This is a genomic window from Streptomyces fuscichromogenes (assembly GCF_014645815.1).
In the GTDB taxonomy this organism is placed as follows: domain Bacteria; phylum Actinomycetota; class Actinomycetes; order Streptomycetales; family Streptomycetaceae; genus Streptomyces; species Streptomyces fuscichromogenes.
Genome location: NZ_BMML01000024.1, coordinates 54,667 through 78,433, shown reverse-complemented (window position 1 = coordinate 78,433; position 23,767 = coordinate 54,667). Strand labels below are relative to the sequence as shown.

The following is a 23,767-nucleotide window of genomic DNA, read 5'->3' as shown; positions in this document are numbered from 1 at the left end:
TGCTTACGGAGGGTGGTTATCCGTATGTGAGCGGTGACGCCAGACTCTGGTGCGACCGGCTCGTGCGCGGGCTCGGGCAGCATGAGTTCGACCTCTACGCGCTCAGCCGCACCCGGCGCCAGGAGGACGAGGGCCTGCTGCCGCTGCCGCCCCACGTCAGCCGGGTACGGACGGCTCCCCTGTGGACCGCCGAGGAGAACGGGACCACGTACGGACGGCGCGCGCGCCGGCGCTTCGCCGAGAGCTACGGCGAGCTCGCGGCGGTGCTGTACGCCGGTCCGGGCGCGACCGGCGCGGAGGGCTCGACCGGCGCGACCGGCGCGGAGGGCCCGCACCGCTCGACCGGTGCCGGGGGAGCTGACGGCGTGGGCGGCCCGACCGGTGCGGGCGGTGAAGAAGCCGCGGGCGGCTCCGGTGCCGGGTCCGGATCTCTGGCGGACCGTTTCGGCACCGCCCTCCGCGCACTCGCCGAACTCGCCCGTGACGAGGGCGGCCTGGTCGGCGCACTCCGCTCCGACACCGCCGTACGCGCACTGGAGCGCGCCTGTCGCGCACCCGGCGCGCTCGCTACGGCGCGCGGGGCGCGCGTACCCGATCTGCTCGTCGTCGCCGCACACCTCGAACGCGCCCTGCGCCCCCTCTCCCTGGACTGGTACGGGGGCGACGGCCTCGGTGCGGCCGACCTCTGCCACGCCACCGCCGGCGGCCCGGCGGCCCTGGCCGGCCTGCTCGCCGGGCACTTCTTCGGCGTGCCGCTGCTGGTCACCGAGTACGGCGTGCAGCTGCGCTCGCACTACCTCGCCTCCGGCCCCGACGTCGCCAACCCGGCGGTGCGTGCGCCGCTGGCCGCCTTCCACGGCCGGCTGGCCGCCGAGGTCTACCGCCGCGCCGCGATCATCACCCCGGGCAACGCGCACGCCCGCCGCTGGCAGGAGCGCTGCGGCGCCGACCGGGCCCGTATCCGCACCGTGCACCCCGGCATGGCGGCGGACCGTTTCACCGAGGTGGGCGAGGCCCCGGACCGTGCCGACCCGGACATGCTCGTGTGGGTCGGCCGAATCGAGCCGACCAAGGACCTGATGTCCTTGCTGCACGCCTTCGCCGAGATCCGCAAGGAGGAGCCCAAGGCGCGACTGCGGATCGTGGGCGCCCCGGCGGGGCCGGAGGGCGCGGCCTACCTGGGGCACTGCCGGGCGCTCGCCGCACAGCTCTTCCCGGACGAGGCCGAGGGCGTGCACGCGGTCGGTGACAACCCGGTCGCCTTCGAGGAGATAGGCGGCCCGGAGGCACCGACCCTCGCCGACGCCTACGCGTCCGGCGCGGTAGTCGTCCTCTCCAGCGTCGTCGAGGGCTTCCCGGTGGGACTCGTCGAGGCGATGTTCTGCGGCCGGGCGACCGTCTCCACGGACGTCGGCGCCGTGGTGGAGGTCATCGGCGGCACCGGACTGGTCGTACCCCCGCGCAATCCGCGGGCGCTCGCGCAGGCGTGCGTGACGCTGCTGCGCGACCCCGAGCGCCGTGAGCGCCTCGGGGCCGCGGCGCGCGCCCGGGCACTCGAACTGTTCACCGTCGAGCAGAACGTCGCGGCGTTTGACTCCATTTACCTGGAGATCGTCTCGCACTGCCCGGTACGCAGGGTTGTCCTCGACCAGGCGGGCGAGCCCCTGCCGTTCGCCGTCCCGGCCGAGGCCCATATGCCCGGCCGCTGGACCGGCCCCGCGGCCCGCGTCGCGCATCGCGCCGGGCCCGGCTGGGCCCCGGGCGGCTCGACGCGACCCACCCCGGTACGCGCCACCCCGCTCGCCGCCCCCGAGGGGGCGCGGTGAACAGCGACGAGGGCGGCCCGGTGAACGGCGGCCTGGGGGAGCTGGACCGGCCCGGCCGGCCCGGCGCGGCCGACGCCTGGGACACGCGGTCGCAGGAGTGGCTCCTGGGAACGGACGAGCCCGGTGCGGCAGACGTCTTCCCCGAAGACGGGCCGACGACATCGGGCGGGGCCTCGCCGGGCGCCCGGACCGCCGCCGGGGACACCGCGGGCCGGCCCGGATCCGCCCCCCGCCGGGGCGCCGCCGACCCCGTGAAAGCGCTGATGCACCGCCACCGCGCGCTCTGCGAGCAGGCCGTGGATCCGCTGGAGATCGCGGCCGGCCTCGAAGCGCACGGCGTCACCGACCGCACCGCCGCCCGCTTCCGGCACCGTGACGTCTTCTCCCTCGCCGAAGAGCTCTATGCGCGCGTGCCCCGCGACGGCGACCGGCACCCGCCCGCCGAACCGGCGCCCGCGCCCCGCATGCGCGCCGACCGAGCGCTGCTCACGCTCCTCCCGGGAGCCGTGTGCGCGGCGGTCGTGACCGGCGTACGGCTCACCGAGGGCCGCCCACGCCTCGTGGTGGCAGCCGTCGGCGTGCTCGCCGTCGCCCTGGCCGCCCGCCCGGCCCTGCACCACGGCCCCCTGGCCATGCCGGCCCGTACGCCCGGCCGGCGCCCCGCCTCCGGCACGCGCGCGTGGACCTGCTGGCTCCTCGGCTACGCCGTGCTCGGCGACGGCCTGCTGCGGGCCGTCGTGGCCGGCGGCCCCGACGGCCCCCCGACCGGCGCCGCCCACGGCCCCTGGCCGGTGACCACCGTCCCCGTCCTCGCCCTCACCCTGGCCTTCGCCCCGGCGGCCTGGAGCGCCCACCTCCTCACGGTCGGCGCCCGCCGCAGGCTCGTGGGCAGCAGGGCGCTGGAGGAGTTCACCGGCGCCCTGCGGCCGTTGCTGCTCGGCACGCTCGCCCTCTTTCTCGGCGCCCTCACCGCCCTGCTCGCCCTGTGCGGCGCGGCCCTCGGCGAGCCCGTCGGCTACCCGGCGGCCCTCACCCTCGGCGCCCTCCTTCTGCTCGCCCGCCTCCTCGCCGTCCACCACGTCCCGCAGGGACCCGCCCTCGCCGCCGCGGCCCTCACCGAAGCGGCGGCCACGGCCCTCGTCCTGGCGGGCCGACTGCCCGGCTGCGCCGTCCTCGCCGCCCCCGTCGACGCCCTGGTCGACGCCTGGGGCGCGAGCAGCGTCCCGGCCCTCGGCTGCGCCGCCGCAGCCCTGGCGCTGCTGTTCCGGGCCACCCGCACCCTCACCCGGGCCTCGGCCCACGCGCCGCCCGGAGACCCGCAGTGAGCAGAACCGCCGATGTCCTCGCCTACCTCGCCGAGCCGTCCCGGCGGCAGGCGCCCGGCACCCCGCCGGAGGCAACCGCACGATTCCCCGAAGGAGACCACCAGATGACCACCTCCCGACCCGGACCCGGAGCGTCCGGAACCACCGGAAGCGCCGGAACCGCCGGAGTCGCCGGAGCGCACACCCCGGGAGCCGCGCGATGAGGGTCCTGCTGATCGGAGCCAACGGATACCTCGGCCGCTTCGTCGCCGACCGGCTGCTCGCCGACCCGGCCGTCCAGCTCACCGCGCTCGGCCGCGGCGACGACGCCGACGTCCGCTTCGACCTCGCCACCGGCAGCCCGGGCGCGCTCACCCGCTTCCTCGACGCGGTCCACCCGGGCGTCATCGTGAACTGCGCCGGCGCCACCCGCGGCGGCGCCCGGGAACTCACCCGGCACAACACCGTCGCCGTCGCCACCGTCTGCGAGGCCCTGCGCCGCAGCGGCTGCGGCGCCCGCCTGGTACAGGTCGGGTGCAGCGCCGAGTACGGCCCGAGCCAGCCCGGCTCCTCCACCGCCGAGGACGCCGTGCCGCGCCCCGGCGGCCCGTACGGCGTCAGCAAGCTCGCCGCCACCGAACTCGTCCTCGGCTCCGGCCTGGACGCCGTCGTCCTGCGCGTCTTCTCGCCCGCCGGACCGGGCACCCCGGCCGGCTCACCGCTCGGCCGCCTCGCCGAGGCGATGCGCCGCGCCATGCAGTCCGGCGACGGCGAACTCAAACTCGGCGGCCTCGGCGCCCAGCGCGACTTCGTCGACGTACGCGACGTCGCCCGCGCCGTCCACGCGGCCTCGCTCTCCGCTGCCCAGGGCGTCATCAACATCGGCTCCGGCCGCGCCGTCCGGCTCCGCGACGCCGCCGGCGTCCTCGCCCGGGTCGCCGGATACGGCGGCGCCCTGCACGAACTGGACGGCCCGCCCGGCCCGCTGCGCGGCGCCATCGGCCACCCCCGGATCGACGGCGAGCACACCGGACCGGTCGCGTACCCGTACCCGGACGGCTGCGGCAGCTGGCAGCAGGCCGACGTGCGCTGCGCCCGCGACCGGCTCGGCTGGCGGCCGCGCATCAACCTCGAAGAGTCCCTCGCGGACATCTGGATGGAGGCGGCGTGCCGCATCTGACCAGCAGCCGGGCGGGCGCCGCGACCACCGGCGTCCGCACCGCCGTCGGCGTCCCCGGCTATGTCCACCCGCTGCTCGCCCCCGCCCAGTGGGCCGAACTCACCCGCCCCGGCACCCCCCTGCACTGGGTCGTCCTCGACGTGGCGAACGGCCCCGGCAGCCGCCCCGACCCGCACTGCCTGGAGGCGGCCGGGCGGCTCCGCAACGCGGGCGTCCGCGTCCTCGGCCACCTGGACACCACCTACGGCGCCCGCTCTCACGGCGACCTGGTCACGGACGCCCGCCACTTCCACGACTGGTACCGCGTCGACGGCTTCCTGCTGGACCGCTGCCCCACCGAGCGCACCGCGCTGCCCGAGATCCGCCGCGCGGTCGCCGCGCTCCGCACCATCGGCGACGACCCCCACATCGTCCTCGGCCATGGCACCCACCCCCATCCGGGCTATGCCGAGAACGCCGATCAGCTGGTGACCTTCGCCGGGCCCTGGAGCGACTACCGCTGGTCGCAGGCCGCCGAGTGGACCGCCGACTACCCGCCCGACCGCTTCTGCCACTTCGTGCACGGAGTGCCCCTCGGCCACCTCGACGAGGCGCTGCGCACCGCCCGCTGGCAGGGCGCGGCCACGATCTACTTCACCGACCGGACCGATCGCTGGGGCCGGGCGAACCCCTGGGAGACCATGCCCGGCTACTGGGACGAGATCGTCTCGCGGATCGGAACAGGTGTCTCGGAATGAAGAAGCGCGTGGCAGTGTTACGGGAAGAAAGACTGTAGTGATTGACCGATCAACGGAGTCCCCGTGTCGCTGCCACCCCTGGTCGAGCCAGCTGCTGAGCTCACCGTAGACGAGGTCCGCAGGTACTCCCGCCACCTGATCATCCCCGACGTGGGGATGGACGGGCAGAAGCGGCTGAAGAACGCCAAGGTGCTCTGTGTGGGCGCCGGCGGCCTGGGCTCGCCGGCGCTGATGTACCTGGCCGCCGCGGGCGTCGGCACCCTTGGCATCGTGGAGTTCGACGAGGTCGACGAGTCGAACCTGCAACGCCAGATCATCCACAGCCAGGCCGACATCGGCCGCTCCAAGGCCGAGTCCGCCCGCGACTCCGTCCTCGGCATCAACCCGTACGTGAACGTGATCCTGCACGAAGAGCGGCTCGAGGCCGAGAACGTGATGGACATCTTCAGCCAGTACGACCTGATCGTCGACGGCACGGACAACTTCGCCACCCGCTACCTGGTGAACGACGCCTGCGTGCTGCTGAACAAGCCGTACGTCTGGGGCTCCATCTACCGCTTCGACGGCCAGGCCTCGGTCTTCTGGTCCGAGTACGGCCCCTGCTACCGCTGCCTCTACCCGGAGCCCCCGCCGCCGGGCATGGTCCCCTCCTGTGCCGAGGGCGGCGTCCTGGGCGTGCTGTGCGCGTCCATCGGCTCCATCCAGGTCACCGAGGCCATCAAGGTCCTCACCGGCACCGGTGAGCCCCTCGTCGGCCGTCTGATGATCTACGACGCCCTGGAGATGCAGTACCGCCAGGTCAAGGTCCGCAAGGACCCGAACTGCGCGGTGTGCGGCGAGAACCCGACCGTCACCGAGCTCATCGACTACGAGGCCTTCTGCGGCGTCGTCTCCGAGGAGGCCCAGCAGGCGGCCGCCGGCTCGACGATCACTCCCAAGCAGCTCAAGGAGTGGATCGACGAGGGCGAGAACATCGAGATCATCGACGTCCGCGAGCCGAACGAGTACGAGATCGTCTCCATCCCCGGCGCCAAGCTGATCCCGAAGAACGAGTTCCTGCTCGGCACCGCCCTGGAGGGCCTGCCCCAGGACAAGAAGATCGTCCTGCACTGCAAGACGGGTGTCCGCAGCGCGGAGGTCCTCGCGGTCCTGAAGTCCGCGGGCTTCGCGGACGCGGTTCACGTCGGCGGCGGCGTGATCGGCTGGGTCAACCAGATCGAGCCCGAGAAGCCGGTCTACTGAGCACAGGCTCCGCGCAGGGCGGGGGCTCCGGGCGGCACGACACGCGCCCGGACCCCCGCCCTGCGTCATGAGCAGACCTTGCCGTCCTTCGGGACCGTGCCGTCCAACAGGTACGCGTTCACCGTCGAGTCCACGCAGTCGCTGCCGCTGCCGTACGCGCCGTGGCCCTCGCCCTTCCAGGTCAGCTCGACGCCGACCCCCTTGCCCAGTTCGTCGGCCATCTTCCGGGCGCCCTCGTACGGGGTGGCCGGGTCGCCGGTGTTGCCGACCAGCAGGATCGGGGCCGCGCCCGGTGCGCTCGCGTCCGGGGTGTCCCACTGCCCCGCCACCGGCCAGTCGTGGCACCAGCCCGCCGAGTCCCAGCCGAGGAAGTCCCCGAAGACGGGCGAGATCTTCTCGAATTCCGCCAGCCGCTTCTTCGTCTGCGCGAGCGTCGGCCGCTCCTTGTCGTCGAGGCACGATATGACCCGTTGGGAGTGCGTGGTCGTGCCGTAGTGCCCCGAGGAGTCCCGCTCGTTGTACTGGTCGGCGAGTGACAGCAGCTCCGAGCCGTCGCCCTCCTCGGCCGCCTTGAGCGCGCTGGTCAGCGTCGGCCAGCTGTCCTGGCTGTACAGCGGCAGGACGATGCCGGTGATGGCGAGGGTCTGGGTCAGCTTCCGCCCGGACGACGTGGGCAGCGGCGTGGCGTCGAGCCGGGTCAGCAGGTCGACGATCTTCTGCGAGCCCTGCTCCGGGTCCTGGCCGGTGGACTTGAGGTAGTCGTCCAGGGCCCGCTGGAAGCCGGCGGCCTGGTTCTTCTCCTGGCCGACCGAGTCGGCCGTGGGGTCCACCACCGCGTCCAGGATCAGCCGCCCCACGTTCTTCGGGAACAGGTGGGCGTAGACGCCGCCGAGTTCGGTGCCGTAGGAGATGCCGAAGTAGTGCATCCTGCTGTCGCCGAGGACCTGGCGCATCAGGTCCATGTCGCGGGCCGTGTCGGTCGTCGAGACATGCGCGATGAGTGTGCCGGCGGCCTTCTCGCAGCCCTTGCCGAAGTCGGCGGCGTCCTGGAGGTACGCCGTCTCCTCGGCCGCGGTGTCCGGTGTCGCGTCGATCGACTCGGCGCTCTGGATGTCCTTGTCGCTGCGGCAGCGGATCCCCTCGCTGGCCCCCACCCCGCGCGGGTCCCAGCTCACCAGGTCGTACCGCTCGCGCAGTGCGGAGACGGTGGAGGCGTAGTACGGCATCGTCGAGACGCCGGAGCCGCCCGGTCCGCCGAAGTTGAACAGCAGTGAGCCGATCCGCTTTCCCGAACCCCCGCTCGCCTGCTCCCGGATCAGCGCCAGCCCGATCGTCCGCCCGTCCGGCTTCGACCAGTCCAACGGCACCCTGAGCGTCGCGCAGCGCCACTCGTCCCCGGGCGCGGCGGAGTCCGAAGTGGCCTTGCAGCGGCTCCAGTCGAGCTTCTGGGAGGTGAGGGAGGCCGGCAGGGCCGCCGAGCCCGTCGCGGTGGACGTGGCGGCCGAGGGCTGCCCGGCCGAGGCCTTCCCCTCGTCCTGGCCCCCGCCCGACGAACCGCTGCTGCACCCGGCCACGAGCAGCCCCGCGGCAACAGCGGCCGCCCACCGTACATATCGCGACATGCGCGCACACCCCCCACACAGGCTCTCCGCGCATTCGTTGCGGGAGAGCGGTCAGGCCATAGTAGGCGGATCGGGCCGAGGCCGTTTCAGCCTGTGGATAACCTGCTGACCTGCGTGTTTACAGTGCCCCGTCAGGGGCGCGGGGCTGTGTTCGACATGCGGCTCCGCCGCGGGGCGCGACCAGCTACGACGAAGCCGCAGGCGACTACGCACAGACCGTCCCCGCCTTCGGCACCGTCCCCTCCAGCAGATAGCCGTTCACGGCACCCTGCACGCACTTGTCCTTGCTGTCGTACGCCCCATGCCCCTGGCCCTTGTACGTCAGCTCGACCCCGACGCCGTTCCCGAGCGCCTCCACCATCTTCTGCGCGCCCTCGTACGGCGTGGCCGGATCACCCGTGTTGCCCACGACCAGGATCGGCGCCGACCCGGGCGCGCTGACGTCGGGATGGTCGGCGGCGCCCGGCACCGCCCAGTCCGTGCAGCTGACCATGGACCAGGCGAGGTAGTCGCCGAACAGCGGGGAGGCGGCGCGGAACTCGGGCAGTTTCTGCTGGACGTAGTCGGCGGTGTACCGCTGCTTCTCGTCGGCGCAGTTGATGGCGATGTTCGCCGCCGTGATGTTGCTGTACTCGCCGTTCTGGCTGCGGCCGTTCATCGAGTCGGACAGCAGCATCAGGATCTTCCCGTCGCCGTCGTACGCCTCTTCGAGCCCCTCGGTGAGGTACTCCCAGAAGTCCTTGGAGTACAGGGACTGCGCGATGCCGTTGGTGGCGGCGGACTCGGTGAGCTGGCGGGGCAGGATGCCCGGGATCGGCTTCTTGCCGAGGTCCGCGAGGAGCTTGGCGATACGGTCCTTCACGTCCTGCGGGGTGTCGCCGATCGGGCACTCCGTCGTCTTCGACGTGCAGTCCTCGGCGAAGTTGTCGAGCGCGAGCTGGAAGCCCTTCGCCTGCCCGAGCGAGCTCTGCTCCGGGTCCTGGGTGGGGTCGACGACGCCGTCGAAGACGGCCCGGCCCACGTTCTTCGGGAACAGGTGGGCGTAGACGCCGCCGAGTTCGGTGCCGTAGGAGATGCCGAAGTAGTGCATCTTGCTGTCGCCGAGGACCTGGCGCATCAGGTCCATGTCGCGGGCCGCGTCGGTGGTGCGGACGTGCGGCAGGATCGTCCTGGAGTTCTTCTCGCAGGCGGCGTTGAACTGCTTGGTGCGGTTGATCAGCTGGGTGCGCTCGGCGCTGGTCTCGGGCGTCGCGTCCTGCTGGAAGTAGTCGTCGAGCTGGGTGTCGTTCTCGCACTCCACCGGATCGCTGCGGCCGACACCGCGTGGGTCGAAGCTGACCAGGTCGTAGCGGGTGCGCAGGGCCGCGTAGTCGTCGCCGAACGCGGGGAGCGTGGTGACGCCGCTGCCGCCGGGCCCGCCGAAGTTGAAGATCAGCGAGCCGATCCGCCTGCTCGCGTCGCCGCTGGCCCTGGCCCGGATCAGGGCGAGGCCGATGGTGGCGCCCTTCGGCTTCGACCAGTCCAGGGGCGCCCTCATGGTCGCGCACTGCCAGGTGGCGCCACCGGGCAGCGGTGACGGCGAGTCGCCGCCGCCCTCGGCCTCGTCGGGCGCCGGGCAGTTCTTCCAGTCCAGCTTCTGCGCCGTCAGATCCCCGTCCTTGGAGCCGTCGCCGCACCCGGTCGGCAGGCAGGACAGTGCCAGAGCGGCGGCCAGGGCTGCGAAACGGATCCGGAAGGGGTTCGGCATGATCCCATCCTGAGGTCGCGCACGGTCACGCGCGCGGGGCGCGAGCCGTCCGAGGTACGGCTCTAGAGCGCGCCCTTGCGGGAGAGGTGGTTGAAGGCCAGCCAGCCCGGCAGGACCGGCAGCCACAGGGTCAGCAGCCGGTACAGCAGGACGGCGGGCGCCGCGACCTCCTTGGGGAGGCCGATGGCGATCAGGCCGACGGTCAGGGTCGCCTCGACCGCGCCGACGCCGCCCGGGGTCGGCGCCGCGGAGCCGAGCGCGTTGCCGGCGAGGAAGACGACGGCGACGCTGGCGATGCTGAGCGAGGTCGACTGGTCGCCGAACGCGCGGATGGAGGCGTCCAGGCACATCACGAAGCAGGCGGTCAGCAGCAGCATGCCGCCGATGCCGGTGACGAGCTTCTGCGGCCGCTGGAGCACGTCCAGCATGCGCGGCACGACACCCGCGAAGAGCGACCGCACGCGCGTGCTGACGAACTTCCGCAGGAACGGCACCGAGGTCACCACGAGGACCAGGACGGCGACGGTCAGCAGGCCCGCGATGACCGTGCGGGACGGCGACAGCGAAGGCGTCTTCTCGGTGCCCGTCAGATAGCCGAACGACAGCAGCATGAGGATGTGACAGCCCAGCCCGAACAGCTGTGAGGCGCCGACGCTCGCCACCGCGAGCCCGGGGCGCACGCCCGCGCGTTGCAGGAAGCGCGTGTTGAGGGCCACCCCGCCGACCGCGGCGGGTGCCACGATCTTCACGAACGACCCGGCGACCTGCGCCGCCACGGTCCGTACGAAGGGCACCCGCTCGGGCACGAACCCGAGTAGCGCCATCGCCGCGGCGACGTAGCTGAGCGCCGAGAACAGCACCGCGGCGATCACCCAGCCCCACTGGGCGTTCGCGACCAGGGGGCCGAACTCGATGTGGGTGAGCTGGGTCAGCAGGTAGTACCCGCCGATCGCGCCGGCGAAGACGCTGATCAGCGTGCGCGGTCGCACCCGCTCCAGCCGGGCCGGCTCGACGGGCGCCTGCGGTCTGATCCGCAGCACCTGGTGCCGGATCTGGGTGAGCAGGTCCTCCTCGCGGGCTTCCTCCAGCGCGTCGTCCAGGGCGCGCTTCTCGGCCCGCTGCTCGGCGCGCACCGTCTTCTTGTCGGGCTTCTCGGCCTCCTCCGCGCGGGCCTGCTTGGCCTGCCGGGACGCCTCCAGGACCGCGTCCCGCTCGCGCTGGGCACGCTCCCTGGCCAGTCTGCGCAGTGTCGCGCGCGTGGAGCGGGTCAGCGCGATCGGCTGGAGCATCGGCAGACAGTCGGCGACGGCGTCGGGTCCGAGGACGCCGACCGCCGAGGCCACCGCCCGCTCGGCGCCCACCCGCAGACCGAGCGTGGTGACCAGCTGGGCGATGTCCATGCGCAGCAGCAGTTCACCGGCCGCGATCTCGCCGCCGCGCAGGTCGGTGAGGATCACCGTGCCGGAACGATCCACCAGGATGGCGTCGCCCGCGAGCCTTCGGTGCGCGATCCGGCGCGACTGCAGCGCCTGCACCTGGTGCCAGGTGTGGCGCAGCAGTTCGTCGGTGATCTCCTCGTCGGCCAGCGAGTCGAGCGTGCGGCCACCGGTGTGCTCGTAGACGAGCATCACGGCGTCGGGGCCCAGCTCGGAGGTGGCGATCAGCTTGGGCGCGTTGGCGCCGGCCGCGATCGCCGCGTACGCCAGCAGTGCCTCCTGCTCCAGGGCCTGGCGCAGGGACTGCAGGCTGGAGCGGGTGGCGAAGCCGCGCAGGGTCAGGTTGCGCCACGCGCGGTAGAAGAAGCCCTGGGCCTGCTGTTCCCGGTCGACGACCGTGACGTCCAGCGGCGGGCCGTCCTCCAGGGTGACGAAGTAGCGTCGGCCCCGGTCGCCGTTCTCGGTGTCCAGGGCCTCCTCGCGGGCCGCGCCGACCGGGTGGAAGCCGACGTGCCTGAGGCCGGCCAGCAGGGTCCGTCCGGTGGGGCGGACGTTGGGGGAGCCGACGGCGTACAGGGTGCCGTAGGCGACGGTCCAGCCGATCAGCACCGTGAGGATGATCGAGAACGGTGTCGTGTAGCCGGTGACGAGCATGGAGAACGCGTCGAGCAGCAGCACGATCCACAGCACCGAGCGCCATCTCGGCCGCCGGGACATGCCGACGGCCGTCATGTAGGCGATGACGGGCGCGAGATAGCCGTGCACCGGGTCGGTGAGGGCGTGGATGTCGCCGGGGGAGGGCTGGGTCAGCGCCTCCTGGATGGAGCCCGGGGCGGCTCTGGCCACCCACAGGTCGGTGGCGAGGGTCACGCCGTGCGCGAGGACGGCCGCGAGCACGCCGTCGGCGATGCGCAGTCCGTCCCGCTTGATCAGCCGCTCGATCGCGAACGCCACCGGGACCAGCAGGATCGCGATGCTGGAGGCCAGTCCCGCGAACCTGATCAGCAGGTCGGGGGCCTGTCCGGTGCCCTTGTTGATGTCCTGTTCGAGTCCGGAGGTGGTGCCGTGCGCGAACGCGGCGATGCCGAGCAGCACGGCGATGCCGAGCACCCCGACCAGGAGCCGCATGAGGTCGGAGGGGCGGTGCACGCGCGCGGGGAGCAGCGGTTCGTCGCCCTCCACCTCGTCGGTGTGCGTTTCGTCGCACACGTGTTCTGCCTCGGTCTCCGGCTCCGCTTCCGCTTCGACGGCGTCAGGGGCGGCGACGGCCGGCTGCGGGGTGTCCGTGCGTCCGGTTTCCGGGCGTGCGGTGTCGGACTCGGGCGGGTCCGGGCGTGCGGCGGCGCCAGAGGTGCCCGCCCCGCTCTCGGGGGGCACGCCCTGCTGCTCGGTCGTCTCTTCTTGATCTCGTATCACCAGTCACCGCCCGCACGATGGTGGCATGCCCCACCGACACCCGGGGGCATCAGGGTGCAGATGCGGGGGCGCACAGTCTGCCCCAAGCACCGCGAGAGGGCGAGGCGGAGCCCTGCCGCGGACCGCGCGGACTGTCGGTGAGGTGCGGCAGGATGAGGCGAATGAGCGAGCAGAGCCTTCCCGAGGACACCCGAGAGGGGTACGCGGACGAGTTGCCCGAGTACGCCGAGCGGGTCCTGGAGGTCGCCGAGCGGATCCCGCCCGGTCGCGTGATGACGTACGGCGACGTCGCGGAGTGGCTGGAGGAGGGAGGGCCGCGCCAGGTCGGGCGGGTGATGTCCCTCTACGGCGGTGCGGTCCCGTGGTGGCGGGTGGTGCGCGCCGACGGGGCGCTGCTCCCGGGGCACGAGCTGGGCGCGCTGGAGCACTACCGCGCCGAGGGCACCCCGCTGAAGGAGGCGAGCAGGGCCGCGGAGGGCCATCTGCCGCGGCTCGACATGAGGCGGGCGCGGTGGGACGGCGACGCGGACGCGGGGGCTCACACCTGACAGCTTCCGCCATCGGAGGCCCTCGGGGGGAACCTGTGGCCCGTACGAGCGACATCGGGGACGTCCGTGGCATGACGTACGTTCGTGAGATGTGCGGTGCGCGTGCCGCACGTGCCGCCAGGGGCGGACGGGAAGAATCGGAAGCCCTGCTTCCGTCCGGTTCGTGGGCGTAGCGTCGGCTGCGCGTGTCCCGCTCACCCCGTGGCCACCTCTGCGCACGCGCGACCGCGAACCGACCAGCACACCCACCAGGACCGGCGAACCACGTGAGCTCCTCTTCCTCCACCAGGCGCCTGCCGCACCCCCAGGTGCGGCAGGGGACCCGTGGCGCTTACCGCCTGGTCCGTACCCCGCCGGCCGACGTGGATCCCCCTCGTCTGGACGCCGCACAGCGCGCCGTGGTTGACCACGGATCCGGCCCGCTGCTCGTCCTCGCGGGCCCCGGCACCGGCAAGACCACCACTCTGGTGGAGTCCGTGGCCGCGAGGATCGCCCGCGGCGAGGACCCCGAGCGGATCCTGGTGCTGACGTTCAGCCGCAAGGCCGCCGTCGAACTGCGCGACCGGATGGCCCTGCGGGTGGGCGCGGCCCGCGCGCCGCGCGCGACCACCTTCCACTCGTACTGCTACGCCCTGGTCCGCGCCCACCAGGACAGCGGGCTGTTCGTGGACCCGCTGCGGCTGCTGTCCGGCCCCGAGCAGGACGTGGCCGTCCGCGACCTGCTGGCCGGTCAGCCCGACCTGGAGCGGCTCGGGCTGGACCACCTGCGCTGGCCCGACGACCTGCGCGCCTGCCTCACCACCCGCGGCTTCGCCGACGAGGTCCGCGCGGTCCTCGCCCGCAGCCGTGAACTGGGCCTGGACCCGGCCGCCCTGGACGCCTTCGCCCGCCGTATCGGCCGCCCCGACTGGCGGGCGGCGGCCGCCTTCCTCGCCGAGTACCTCGACGTCCTCGACCTCCAGGGCGTCCTCGACTACGCCGAACTCGTCCACCGCGCGGTGCTGCTCGCCCACCGCCCCGAGGTCGCCCTTGACCTGGCGGGCCGCTACGACGCCGTGTACGTCGACGAGTACCAGGACACCGACCCGGCCCAGGTACGTCTGCTGCATGCCCTGGCCGGCGGCGGCCGCACGCTGGTCGCGTTCGGCGACCCGGACCAGTCGATCTACACGTTCCGGGGGGCCGACCTGAACGGCATCCTGGACTTCCCGTCGGCCTTCGCGCGCGTGGACGGCCGCCCGGCCCCGGTGCAGGTGCTGCGTACGGCCCGCCGCTCCGGGGCCGGCCTGCTGGCCGCGACCCGCCTGCTGACCCAGCGGATGCCGCTGACCCGGCTGCCCGCCGACAAGGTGCGCGCGCACCGCGAGCTGACCGCCGCGCGGGACGGCGGCCGTGTCGAGGCGTACACGTACCCGACGTCCGGCACCGAGCTGGACAACATCGCCGACATCCTGCGCCGGGCGCACCTGGAGGACGGCGTCCGCTGGAGCGACATGGCCGTCCTGGTGCGCGCCGGGTCCCACACCATCCCGACGGTCCGCCGTGCCCTCACCGCGGCCGGCGTGCCCCTGGACATCGACGGCGACGACATGCCGCTGCGCCACGAACCGGCGGTCGCGCCCCTGCTGACCGCGCTGCGGGCGGTCGCGGAGGCGGAAGCCGCGCGCGACGGGGACGCGGCGGAGGGTGCCTGCTGGCTCGGCACCGAGACCGCGCTCACCCTGCTCGGCTCCCCCCTCGCCGGCATGGACGCGGCCGATCTGCGCCGCCTGGGCCGCGCCCTGCGCGACGAGGAGCGGACGGCCGGCAACGCGCTCCCGCCCCCGTCCGACGAACTGCTCGCGCGGGCGCTCGCCGAGCCCGAGCGCCTGGCCGTCCACGACCCCGGGTACGCGCGCGGGGCGCAGCGGCTCGGCGCGCTGCTCGGCCGGGCCCGGGAGCGCCTGACGGACGGCGGTACGGCCGAGGAGGCGCTGTGGGTCCTGTGGAACGGCACGCCCTGGCCCTCGCGCCTGGAGCGGGCGGCCCGCCGCGGCGGCGCGGCCGGCCGCAACGCCGACCGTGACCTGGACGCCGTGTGCGCCCTGTTCGCCACCGCCGCCCGCGCGGAGGAGCGCAGCGGCGGCCGGGGCGCGCTGAACTTCCTGGCGGAGATCGAGGCCGAGGACATCGCCGCCGACACCCTCGCCGGCCGCGCGGTACGCCCCGACGCCGTCCGTCTGCTGACCGCGCACCGCGCCAAGGGGCTGGAGTGGCGGCTGGTCGTCGTGGCGGGCGTCCAGGAGGGCCGGTGGCCGGACCTGCGCCGCCGCGGCTCGCTCCTGGAGGCCGACCGCATCGGCCGCGACGGACTGGCCGAACCGCTCACCCCGGGCGCGCTGCTCGCCGAGGAGCGCCGCCTGTTCTACGTCGCCGCCACGCGCGCGCGTGAACGCCTCGTCGTCACCGCCGTGAAGGCCCCCGCGGACGACGGCGACCAGCCCTCCCGGTTCCTCAACGAACTGGGCGTCGAACCCCAGGACGTCACCGGCCGGCCCCGCCGCCCGCTCGCGGTGGCCGCCCTGGTCGCCGAGCTGCGCGCGACCACCGTCGACCCGCGCGCGTCCGACGCGCTGCGGGAGGCCGCCGCCCGCCGCCTGGCCCGGCTGGCCGCGCTCGCCGACGAGGACGGCCGCCCCCTGGTGCCGTCCGCCCACCCCTACCGCTGGTGGGGCATGTTCGAACCGACCGAGAGCAAGGTGCCGCTGCGCGACCGCGACCAGCCCGTGGTGCTCTCCGGCAGCGCCCTCGACCAGCTCGCCAACACCTGCTCACTCCAGTGGTTCCTGGGCCGCGAGGTGAAGGCCGACGCGCCCGCCACCACCGCCCAGGGTTTCGGAAACGTGGTGCACGTCCTCGCCGACGAGGTCGCCTCCGGACGCACCCCCGCCGACCTCGCCGTCCTCATGGAGCGGCTGGAGTCGGTGTGGAACGCGCTCGCCTTCGACGCGCCCTGGAAGTCGGCGCAGGAGAAGGACAACGCGCGCGTGGCGCTCGAACGCTTCCTGAAGTGGCACGTCCTGGACGGCACCGCACGCACCCCGGTGGCCAGCGAGCAGGACTTCGACGTCACCCTCGAAGCAGGCGACTACGAGGTACGCATCCGCGGCCAGATGGACCGTGTGGAGGCGGACGGCGAGGGCCGCGCGTACGTCGTCGACTTCAAGACCGGCAAACAGGCGCCCAGCGCGGCCGAGGTGGCCCGCCACCCCCAGCTCGCCGTCTACCAGCTCGCGGTCCGCGAGGGCGCCGTCGACGAAGCCTTCGACGGCGTACGGCCCGAGCCCGGCGGCGCCGAACTGGTCCACCTCAGACAGGGCGCCGCCCAGCGCGACGGCGGCGAGACCCTGCCCAAGGTGCAGGCACAGGAGCCGCTGGAGGGGGAGTGGGTCGGAGAACTGCTGGCCGACGCCGCCGGCAAGGTCCTCGACGAACGCTTCGCGCCGACCACCGGCCAGCACTGCACCCACTGCGCCTTCCGCGCCTCGTGCAGCGCGCGGCCGGAGGGGCGGCACGTGGTGGAGTGAGCGCTGTGTCATCGATTGCGCCGTTTCGCCGATTGTCAGTGCCCGCCGCTAGCCTCTCTCCTCATGTCCGCCCGTATCACCGACCCCGAGCAGCTCAAGGAGCTCCTGGGCATCCCGTTCACCCCGGAGCAGACGGCCTGCATCACCGCGCCGCCCGCCCCGCAGGTGATCGTGGCCGGGGCCGGATCGGGCAAGACGACGGTGATGGCGGCCCGCGTGGTCTGGCTGGTCGGCACCGGACAGGTGGCCCCGGAACAGGTCCTCGGCCTGACCTTCACCAACAAGGCGGCCGGTGAGCTGGCCGAACGCGTCCGCAAGGCGCTCGTCAGGGCCGGTGTCACCGACCCCGACGTCATCGATCCGGACAACCCGCCCGGCGAGCCGGTCATCTCCACCTACCACGCCTTCGCGGGGCGGCTGCTGACCGACCACGGCCTGCGCATCGGCCTGGAGCCGACCTCCCGGCTGCTCGCCGACGCCACCCGCTACCAGCTCGCCGCGCGCGTGCTGCGCGAGGCCCCCGGCCCCTACCCGGCCCTCACCCGCTCCTTCGCCGACCTGGTCAGCGACCTGCTCACTCTCGACTCCGAGCTCGCCGAACACCTGGTGAGCCCCGAGGACCTGCGGGCCTGGGACGCCGGTCTGCTGAACACCCTGGCAGCGGTCAAGCTCGGCAACGCCGACCTGCGCAAGGTCCCCGAGGCGGCCGCCGCCCGCCGCGAACTGGCCGAACTCGTCGTCCGTTACCGGGCCGCCAAGCGCGAGCGGGACCTGCTCGACTTCGGCGACCAGATCGCGCTGTCCGCGGCGCTGGCCGGCATCGCCGAGGTGGGCCGGCTGCTGCGCGACGAGTTCCGGGTCGTGCTCCTCGACGAGTACCAGGACACCTCGGTGGCCCAGCGGGTGCTGCTGGCGGGCCTGTTCGGCGCCGGCACCGGGCACCCGGTGACCGCGGTCGGCGACCCCTGCCAGGCCATCTACGGCTGGCGCGGCGCCTCCGTCGCCAACCTGGACGACTTCCCCGAGCACTTCGCGCACGCCGACGGGCGCCCGGCCACCCGCCAGGCGCTCAGCGAGAACCGCCGCAGCGGCGGCCGCCTCCTCGACCTCGCCAACGGCCTCGCCGAGCCGCTGCGCGCCATGCACGCGGGCGTGGAGGCCCTCCGCCCCGCCCCGGGCGCGGAACGCGACGGCATGGTCCGCTGCGCCCTGCTGCGCACCCACGCCGAGGAGATGGAGTGGATCGCCGACTCGGTCGCCCACCTCGTCCGCACCGGCACGGCGCCCGCCGAGATCGCGGTCCTGTGCCGTACGGCGACCGACTTCGCGGAGATCCAGGGCGCCCTCGTCGCCCGTGACGTCCCGGTCGAGGTGGTCGGCCTCTCCGGGCTGCTGCACCTGCCAGAGGTCGCCGACCTCGTCGCCGTCTGCGAGGTGCTCCAGGACCCGGGCGCCAACGCCTCCCTGGTCCGGCTGCTGACCGGCCCGCGCTGGCGCATCGGCCCGCGTGACCTCGCCCTCCTCGGCCGCCGCGCCCGGCTGCTGGTGACCCACGCGCGCGTGGGCGACGCCGACGCCCCGGACCGCAGGCTCGCCGAGGCCGTCGAAGGGGTCGACCCCGCCGAGGTGATATCCCTCGCGGACGCCCTGGACACGTTCCTGGAGCTGCCGTTCGACGGCGACCGGCTCGGACAGGGGGACGACGGGCTGCCGTTCTCCCCGGACGCGCGCGTGCGGTTCGCCCGCCTCGCCACCGAGCTGCGCGAGCTGCGCCGCTCCCTGTCCGACCCGCTGATGGACGTCCTGCACCGGGTCCTCGCGGTCACCGGCCTGGAGGTGGAGCTGTCGGCCTCCCCGCACGCGCTGGCCGCCCGCCGCCGCGAGACCCTGTCCAACTTCCTGGACGTCGCCGCCTCCTTCGCGGCCGGCGACCAGGAGGCGACGCTGCTCGCCTTCCTCGGCTTCCTGCGCACCGCCGCCCAGTACGAGAAGGGCCTCGACAACGCCCTGCCCGGCGGCGAGAACACCGTCAAGGTCCTCACCGCGCACAAGTCCAAGGGCCTGGAGTGGGACGTCGTCGCCGTCCCCGGACTGGTCAAGGGCACCTTCCCGAGCAGCCAGGGGCGCGAGAAGTGGACCGCCCAGGCCAAGGTGCTCCCGCACGCCCTGCGCGGCGACACCGCCACCCTGCCCGACGTCGAGGCCTGGGACTCGCGCGGCATGAAGGCCTTCCACGAGGCCATGAAGGACCACCAGCACACCGAGGAACTCCGCCTCGGCTACGTCACCTTCACCCGCCCCCGCTCGCTGCTCCTCGGCTCCGGTCACTGGTGGGGCCCCAACCAGAAGAAGCCGCGCGGCCCGTCCGACTTCCTCAAGGACCTGTACGGCCACTGTGCCGCCGGCTACGGCGAGATCGAGGCCTGGGCCGACGAACCGGAGGACGGCGAGGAGAACCCCGCCCTGCACACGGCGGGCGCCGACCAGGTGTGGCCGCTGCCCCTGGACGCGGCCGCCCTGGCCCGCCGCCGCGCGGCCGCCGAGACCGTGCTCGCCCACCTGGACGCGCTCACGGCCGGAACCGGGGGAGACGCTCCCGCCGCACACGACCCGGCCGTCGTCGAGGACCCGGACTGGCCCCCGCCGCCCGAGGACGAGGAACCCGACCCCTACGAGGACGCCCTGCCGGACACGGACTCCGCCGACTGGGACTCCTGGAGCAGCGACCGCCCCACGGTCCCGCACCAGCTCACGCCCGCCGAGCGCACGCCCCCACGCACGCCGGCGCACGAGCACATCCCGGAACCCGACGCCGAATCCGTACCCGGACCCGGACGCGCGCGCGTGCCGGACGCCGAGGGCACCCTCCTCACCCCCGAGGAGGCCCGCGCGGTCGCGTCCTGGGACCGCGACCTCGACGCGCTCACCGGCGAACTGCTGCGCGCCCGCCGGAACGTCACCGACGTCCCGCTGCCGGCCACCCTCTCCGCCACCCAGCTGATGCGGCTGGCCGAGGACCCGGACGGGCTCGCACAGGAACTCGCGCGCCCCATGCCACGCCCTCCGCAACCGGCCGCGCGCCGGGGCACCCGGTTCCACGCCTGGGTCGAGGCGCGCTTCGAGGAACTCATGCTGCCCATGCTGGAGCCCGACGAACTGCCCGGCAGTGACGCCGAGATCGCCGACGAACGCGACCTCGAAGCACTCAAGGAGGCCTTCGAACGCACCGAGTACGCGCACCGCACGCCCTACCGTGTCGAGGCCCCCTTCCAGCTCGCCCTCGCGGGCCGGGTCGTCAGAGGCCGTATCGACGCCGTCTACCGGACGGACCACGAGGACGGCGCGACCTACGAGATCGTCGACTGGAAGACCAGCCGCACCCGCGCCGCGGACCCGCTCCAGCTGGCGATCTACCGGATCGGCTGGGCCGAGCAGCAGGGCGTGCCGCCCGAGTCGGTCACGGTCGCGTTCGTGCACGTGCGCACCGGCGAGGTCGAACGACCCGACAGTCTGCCGGACCGGGCCGGCCTGGAAAGACTGATCGTCGGACAAACCGAGTGTGACGAATCGCCCGCCGAGGATGTCGGTCCGGGCCGATAGGCTCGTGACCATGAGCCAGACCCCGGACAGCGCCGTCCGTACGTACATCGAGCAGCATCGCGCCGCCTTCCTCGACGACCTCGCCGAATGGCTGCGCATCCCCTCCGTGTCGGCCCAGCCCGACCACGCCGCCGATGTACGCCGCAGCGCCGACTGGCTCGCCGCCAGACTCACGGAGACCGGCTTCCCGACCGCCGAGGTCTGGGAGACACCGGGCGCCCCGGCCGTCTTCGCCGAGTGGCCCGCCGACGACCCCGAGGCACCCACGGTCCTCGTCTACGGCCACCACGACGTCCAGCCCGCCGCCCGCGAGGACGGCTGGGACACCGACCCCTTCGAGCCCGTCGTCCGGGAGAACCGCCTCTACGCGCGCGGGGCGGCCGACGACAAGGGCCAGGTGTTCTTCCACACACTCGGCGTCCGCGCCCACCTCGCCGCCACCGGCCGCACCGCCCCCGCGGTCAACCTGAAGCTGCTGATCGAGGGCGAGGAGGAGTCCGGCTCCCCGCACTTCCGTGCCCTCGTCGAGGACCGCGCGGACCGGCTCGCCGCCGACGCCGTGATCGTCTCCGACACCGGTATGTGGTCCGAGGACACCCCCACGGTGTGCACCGGCATGCGCGGGCTCGCCGAGTGCCAGATCGTCCTGCACGGCCCCGACCAGGACATCCACTCCGGTGCCTTCGGCGGCGCCGTCCCCAACCCGGCCACCGTCGCCGCCCGTCTCGTCGCCGCGCTGCACGACGAGCACGCGCGCGTGGCGATCCCCGGCTTCTACGACGGCATCGTGGAGCTGAGCGACCGCGAGCGGCAGCTCTGGGCCGAGCTGCCCTTCGACGAGGAGAGCTGGCTGCGCGAAGCGCACTCGTACGCCACCGAGGGCGAGGCCGGGCACACCACCCTGGAGCGCGTCTGGGCCCGCCCCACCGCCGAGGTCAACGGCATCGGCGGCGGCTACCAGGGCCCCGGCAGCAAGACGATCATTCCGTCCTCGGCGCTGCTGAAGCTGTCGTTCCGGCTGGTCGCCGGGCAGGACCCCGACCACGTGGAGAAGATCGTCCGCGCCTGGGCCGCCGAGCGGATCCCCGCCGGGATCCGCGCCGAGATCACCTTCCTGCCGGCCACCCGCCCGTGCCTGACCCCGCTCGACCACCCAGGTCTCCAGTCGCTGGCCCGAGCCATGGGCCGGGCCTTCGAGGGACCGGTCCGGTTCACCCGTTCGGGTGGCTCGGGGCCCGCCGCGGACCTCCAGGACGTCCTGGGCGCACCCGTCCTCTTCCTGGGCATCTCCGTCCCCTCCGACGGCTGGCACGCCCCGAACGAGAAGGTCGAGCTGGACCTCCTCCTCAAAGGCGTCGAGACCAGCGCCTACCTGTGGGGCGACCTCGCCGAGAACTGGCGCCGTGCGCCCTGAGCCACCGACGTCGTCCGGGGCGCCATCGCCGACGGGGCACACTGGAAGGACCGCCCCGTCCGCCCCGCCCCCGTCCGACCCGGTCTCCTGCCGCCCTACGTCCCGCTGAACCGCCCGTTGAAACATCCGTTGCACTGGGGGAGTTGGAAGCACCCGTGACCACCTGGACCGACCACACCGCCGACCGCCCGATTTCGCTCACCGCCCCGAGCGGCATCGACCGCGCCGCCCACCACCGGCTCGACGAGGCCTGGCTCGCGGCGGCGTGGAGCCACCCCGACACCCGCTGTTTCGTGGTCTCCGGCGGCCAGGTCCTCATCGACGAGACGCCCGACGGCCGCACCGAACTCGTCATGACGCCCTCGTTCGAGGCCCCCCTCACCGAGGCACACCGCTACTTCCTCGGCACCGACGAGGACGGAGTCAGCTACTTCGCGCTCCAGAAGGACGCCCTGCCCGGCCGCATCGACCAGTCCGCACGCCCCGCGGGCCTGCGCGAGGCCGGACTGCTGCTGTCACCGCGCGACGTGGGCCTCATGGTGCACGCGGTCGGCCTGGAGAACTGGCAGCGCACCCACCGCTTCTGCTCCCGCTGCGGCGAGCGCACGGTCATCGCCGCCGCCGGCCACATCCGCCGCTGCCCGGCCTGCGGCGCCGAGCACTACCCGCGCACCGACCCCGCCGTGATCATGGCCGTCACCGACGAGGACGACCGCATCCTGCTCGGCCGCCAGGTGCACTGGCCCGAAGGCCGCTTCTCCACGCTCGCCGGTTTCGTGGAGCCCGGAGAGTCCATCGAGCAGGCGGTGCGCCGCGAGGTCTTCGAGGAGGCCGGGATCACCGTCGGCCCGGTCGAGTACGTCGCCAGCCAGCCCTGGCCGTTCCCGTCCAGCCTGATGCTCGGCTTCATGGCCCGCGCGACCTCGACCGAGATCGACGTCGACGGCGACGAGATCCACGAGGCCCGCTGGTTCTCCCGCGACGAGCTGGGTGCCGCCTTCGAGTCCGGCGACGTCCTGCCGCCGTACGGCATCTCGATCGCGGCCCGGCTGATCGAGATGTGGTACGGCAAGCCGCTGCCGACGAGGAGCTTCGTCTGAGAAGACGGCCGTCATGACCGCGGAGGAGTACTGGAACCACAACGTCCACTACCACCCCGTGGTGCTGGACGCGGTACCGGAAGGCTGCCGCACCGCCCTGGACGTCGGCTGCGGCGACGGCGTGCTGGCCGCCAAGCTCGCGACCAGGGCGGAGTCGGTGACCGGCGTGGACCGGTCGGCGGAGATGATCAGGCAGGCACGCAGGCGGGCCGCCGGGAGCGTCACCTTCCTGGAGGCCGACTACCTCGACGGCACCGCCCTCGACCAGGAGGGCTACGACTTCGTCAGCGCGGTCGCCGTCATCCACCACGCCCCCTTCGACGACGCGATCGACCGACTGGTGGCGCTGCTCGCGCCCGGCGGCCGGCTGGTCGTCGTCGGCATGGCCTACAACCACACCCCGCTGGACTGGGTGATCAGCGGCTGCGGAGTCCCCGCGAGCCGGTGGAACACACGTCTGCGGGGCGGCAAGCGGGCTCCGCGGGGGATGCCCGTCGAGGACTCCGCCATGCACTGGGGAGAGGTCCGGCGGGCCACCGCGCACCTGCTCCCCGGCCGCCGGTTCCGGCGCCGGCTGCTGTGGCGCTACACCCTGGTGTGGGACAAGCCGGGCGGAACGCGCGAAGGCGGTCCCTGAACAGGATCAGGAACCGCCTCGTGCGAGCGAGACCTACGCGCTGACCTTCTGCTTCACCTGGGCCAGCGACGGGTTCGTCAGCGTCGAGCCGTCGGCGAAGAGCACCGTGGGGACCGTCTGGTTTCCGCCATTCGCCTTCTCCACGAACGCGGCCGACTCCGGGTCCTGCTCGATGTTGATCTCGGTGTACGCGATGCCCTCGCGGTCCATCTGGCTCTTCAGCCGGCGGCAGTAGCCGCACCACGTGGTGCTGTACATCGTCACAGTGCCCTGCATCTCGCTCGCACTCCTTCGGCAGGTCGGGGGAAGGTCGTCCAGGAAGGGAACGTAGCGGACCCGTCCGCCATTCCCGCGGCACCGGCCCCGAGGGACGCCTGCCGCGCAAGCCGGCC

15 protein-coding genes are annotated in these 23,767 nt (G+C 73.5%); 11 read left to right on the top strand and 4 right to left on the bottom strand.

The genetic code is table 11. The annotated features are described in order from the left end of the window. Positions 1-26 precede the first annotated feature (26 nt). From IEZ11_RS38420 to moeZ, 5 genes are all read left to right on the top strand, one after another. A complete protein-coding gene (locus IEZ11_RS38420) occupies positions 27-1,826 on the top strand; it encodes a glycosyltransferase (protein ID WP_229713620.1) in 1,800 nt (599 codons plus the stop codon). Further along, the gene (locus IEZ11_RS38415) at positions 1,823-3,151 is read left to right on the top strand and encodes a hypothetical protein (RefSeq protein ID WP_229713619.1); all 1,329 of its coding nucleotides are present in this window, start codon (positions 1,823-1,825) and stop codon (positions 3,149-3,151) included. Before IEZ11_RS38420 ends, IEZ11_RS38415 begins: the two co-directional genes overlap by 4 nt. A gap of 199 nt (positions 3,152-3,350) precedes the next feature. After that, the gene (locus tag IEZ11_RS38410; protein WP_189267650.1) at positions 3,351-4,310 is read left to right on the top strand and encodes an NAD-dependent epimerase/dehydratase family protein; all 960 of its coding nucleotides are present in this window, start codon (positions 3,351-3,353) and stop codon (positions 4,308-4,310) included. Next, a complete protein-coding gene (locus IEZ11_RS38405) occupies positions 4,298-5,047 on the top strand; it encodes a spherulation-specific family 4 protein (protein WP_189267649.1) in 750 nt (249 codons plus the stop codon). The genes IEZ11_RS38410 and IEZ11_RS38405 overlap by 13 nt, the downstream gene beginning before the upstream one ends. A gap of 63 nt (positions 5,048-5,110) precedes the next feature. Then, on the top strand, positions 5,111-6,289 hold the full coding sequence (moeZ, locus tag IEZ11_RS38400) for an adenylyltransferase/sulfurtransferase MoeZ (RefSeq protein WP_189267648.1): 1,179 nt from the start codon (positions 5,111-5,113) through the stop codon (positions 6,287-6,289). A 65-nt stretch (positions 6,290-6,354) separates the two neighbouring features. Here moeZ and IEZ11_RS38395 read toward each other — a convergent pair whose 3' ends face one another. From IEZ11_RS38395 to IEZ11_RS38385, 3 genes are all read right to left on the bottom strand, one after another. Further along, positions 6,355-7,911, bottom strand: a complete 1,557-nt coding sequence (locus IEZ11_RS38395) for an alpha/beta hydrolase (protein ID WP_189267647.1) — start codon at positions 7,909-7,911, stop codon at positions 6,355-6,357. A gap of 205 nt (positions 7,912-8,116) precedes the next feature. Next, positions 8,117-9,658, bottom strand: coding sequence for an alpha/beta hydrolase (locus tag IEZ11_RS38390; protein WP_189267646.1), 1,542 nt, complete (start codon positions 9,656-9,658; stop codon positions 8,117-8,119). Positions 9,659-9,720: 62 nt separating this feature from the next. Beyond that, positions 9,721-12,510, bottom strand: coding sequence for a lysylphosphatidylglycerol synthase domain-containing protein (locus IEZ11_RS38385; RefSeq protein WP_189267645.1), 2,790 nt, complete (start codon positions 12,508-12,510; stop codon positions 9,721-9,723). 161 nt (positions 12,511-12,671) lie between these two features. Here IEZ11_RS38385 and IEZ11_RS38380 point away from each other — a divergent pair, with 161 nt between their 5' ends. From IEZ11_RS38380 to IEZ11_RS38355, 6 genes are all read left to right on the top strand, one after another. After that, positions 12,672-13,058 carry an MGMT family protein gene (locus IEZ11_RS38380; protein ID WP_189267644.1) on the top strand — a complete coding sequence of 129 codons (387 nt, stop codon included), beginning with the start codon at positions 12,672-12,674 and terminating at the stop codon, positions 13,056-13,058. A gap of 266 nt (positions 13,059-13,324) precedes the next feature. Beyond that, a complete protein-coding gene (locus IEZ11_RS38375) occupies positions 13,325-16,624 on the top strand; it encodes an ATP-dependent helicase (protein WP_189267643.1) in 3,300 nt (1,099 codons plus the stop codon). Between the two features lie 63 nt (positions 16,625-16,687). Next, on the top strand, positions 16,688-20,224 hold the full coding sequence (locus IEZ11_RS38370) for an ATP-dependent helicase (RefSeq protein WP_189267642.1): 3,537 nt from the start codon (positions 16,688-16,690) through the stop codon (positions 20,222-20,224). Between the two features lie 10 nt (positions 20,225-20,234). After that, a complete protein-coding gene (locus IEZ11_RS38365; protein ID WP_189267641.1) occupies positions 20,235-21,638 on the top strand; it encodes a dipeptidase in 1,404 nt (467 codons plus the stop codon). A gap of 155 nt (positions 21,639-21,793) precedes the next feature. Next, positions 21,794-22,738 carry an NAD(+) diphosphatase gene (gene nudC, locus IEZ11_RS38360; RefSeq protein ID WP_189267640.1) on the top strand — a complete coding sequence of 315 codons (945 nt, stop codon included), beginning with the start codon at positions 21,794-21,796 and terminating at the stop codon, positions 22,736-22,738. A gap of 13 nt (positions 22,739-22,751) precedes the next feature. Then, a complete protein-coding gene (locus IEZ11_RS38355; protein WP_189267639.1) occupies positions 22,752-23,375 on the top strand; it encodes a class I SAM-dependent methyltransferase in 624 nt (207 codons plus the stop codon). 33 nt (positions 23,376-23,408) lie between these two features. Here IEZ11_RS38355 and IEZ11_RS38350 read toward each other — a convergent pair whose 3' ends face one another. Further along, positions 23,409-23,651: a mycoredoxin gene (locus tag IEZ11_RS38350; RefSeq protein WP_189267638.1), complete on the bottom strand. Its 243-nt coding sequence runs from the start codon at positions 23,649-23,651 to the stop codon at positions 23,409-23,411. Positions 23,652-23,767 lie beyond the last annotated feature (116 nt).

Excerpts from the sequence above, each read along its gene's own strand:
- IEZ11_RS38410 (WP_189267650.1), top strand. The coding sequence starts at position 3,351 with ATGAGGGTCCTGCTGATCGGAGCCAACGGATACCTCGGCCGCTTCGTC.
- IEZ11_RS38395 (WP_189267647.1), bottom strand. The coding sequence starts at position 7,911 with ATGTCGCGATATGTACGGTGGGCGGCCGCTGTTGCCGCGGGGCTGCTC.
- IEZ11_RS38390 (WP_189267646.1), bottom strand. The coding sequence starts at position 9,658 with ATGCCGAACCCCTTCCGGATCCGTTTCGCAGCCCTGGCCGCCGCTCTG.
- IEZ11_RS38380 (WP_189267644.1), top strand. The coding sequence starts at position 12,672 with ATGAGCGAGCAGAGCCTTCCCGAGGACACCCGAGAGGGGTACGCGGAC.
- IEZ11_RS38370 (WP_189267642.1), top strand. The coding sequence starts at position 16,688 with ATGTCCGCCCGTATCACCGACCCCGAGCAGCTCAAGGAGCTCCTGGGC.
- IEZ11_RS38365 (WP_189267641.1), top strand. The coding sequence starts at position 20,235 with ATGAGCCAGACCCCGGACAGCGCCGTCCGTACGTACATCGAGCAGCAT.
- IEZ11_RS38355 (WP_189267639.1), top strand. The coding sequence starts at position 22,752 with ATGACCGCGGAGGAGTACTGGAACCACAACGTCCACTACCACCCCGTG.
- IEZ11_RS38350 (WP_189267638.1), bottom strand. The coding sequence starts at position 23,651 with ATGCAGGGCACTGTGACGATGTACAGCACCACGTGGTGCGGCTACTGC.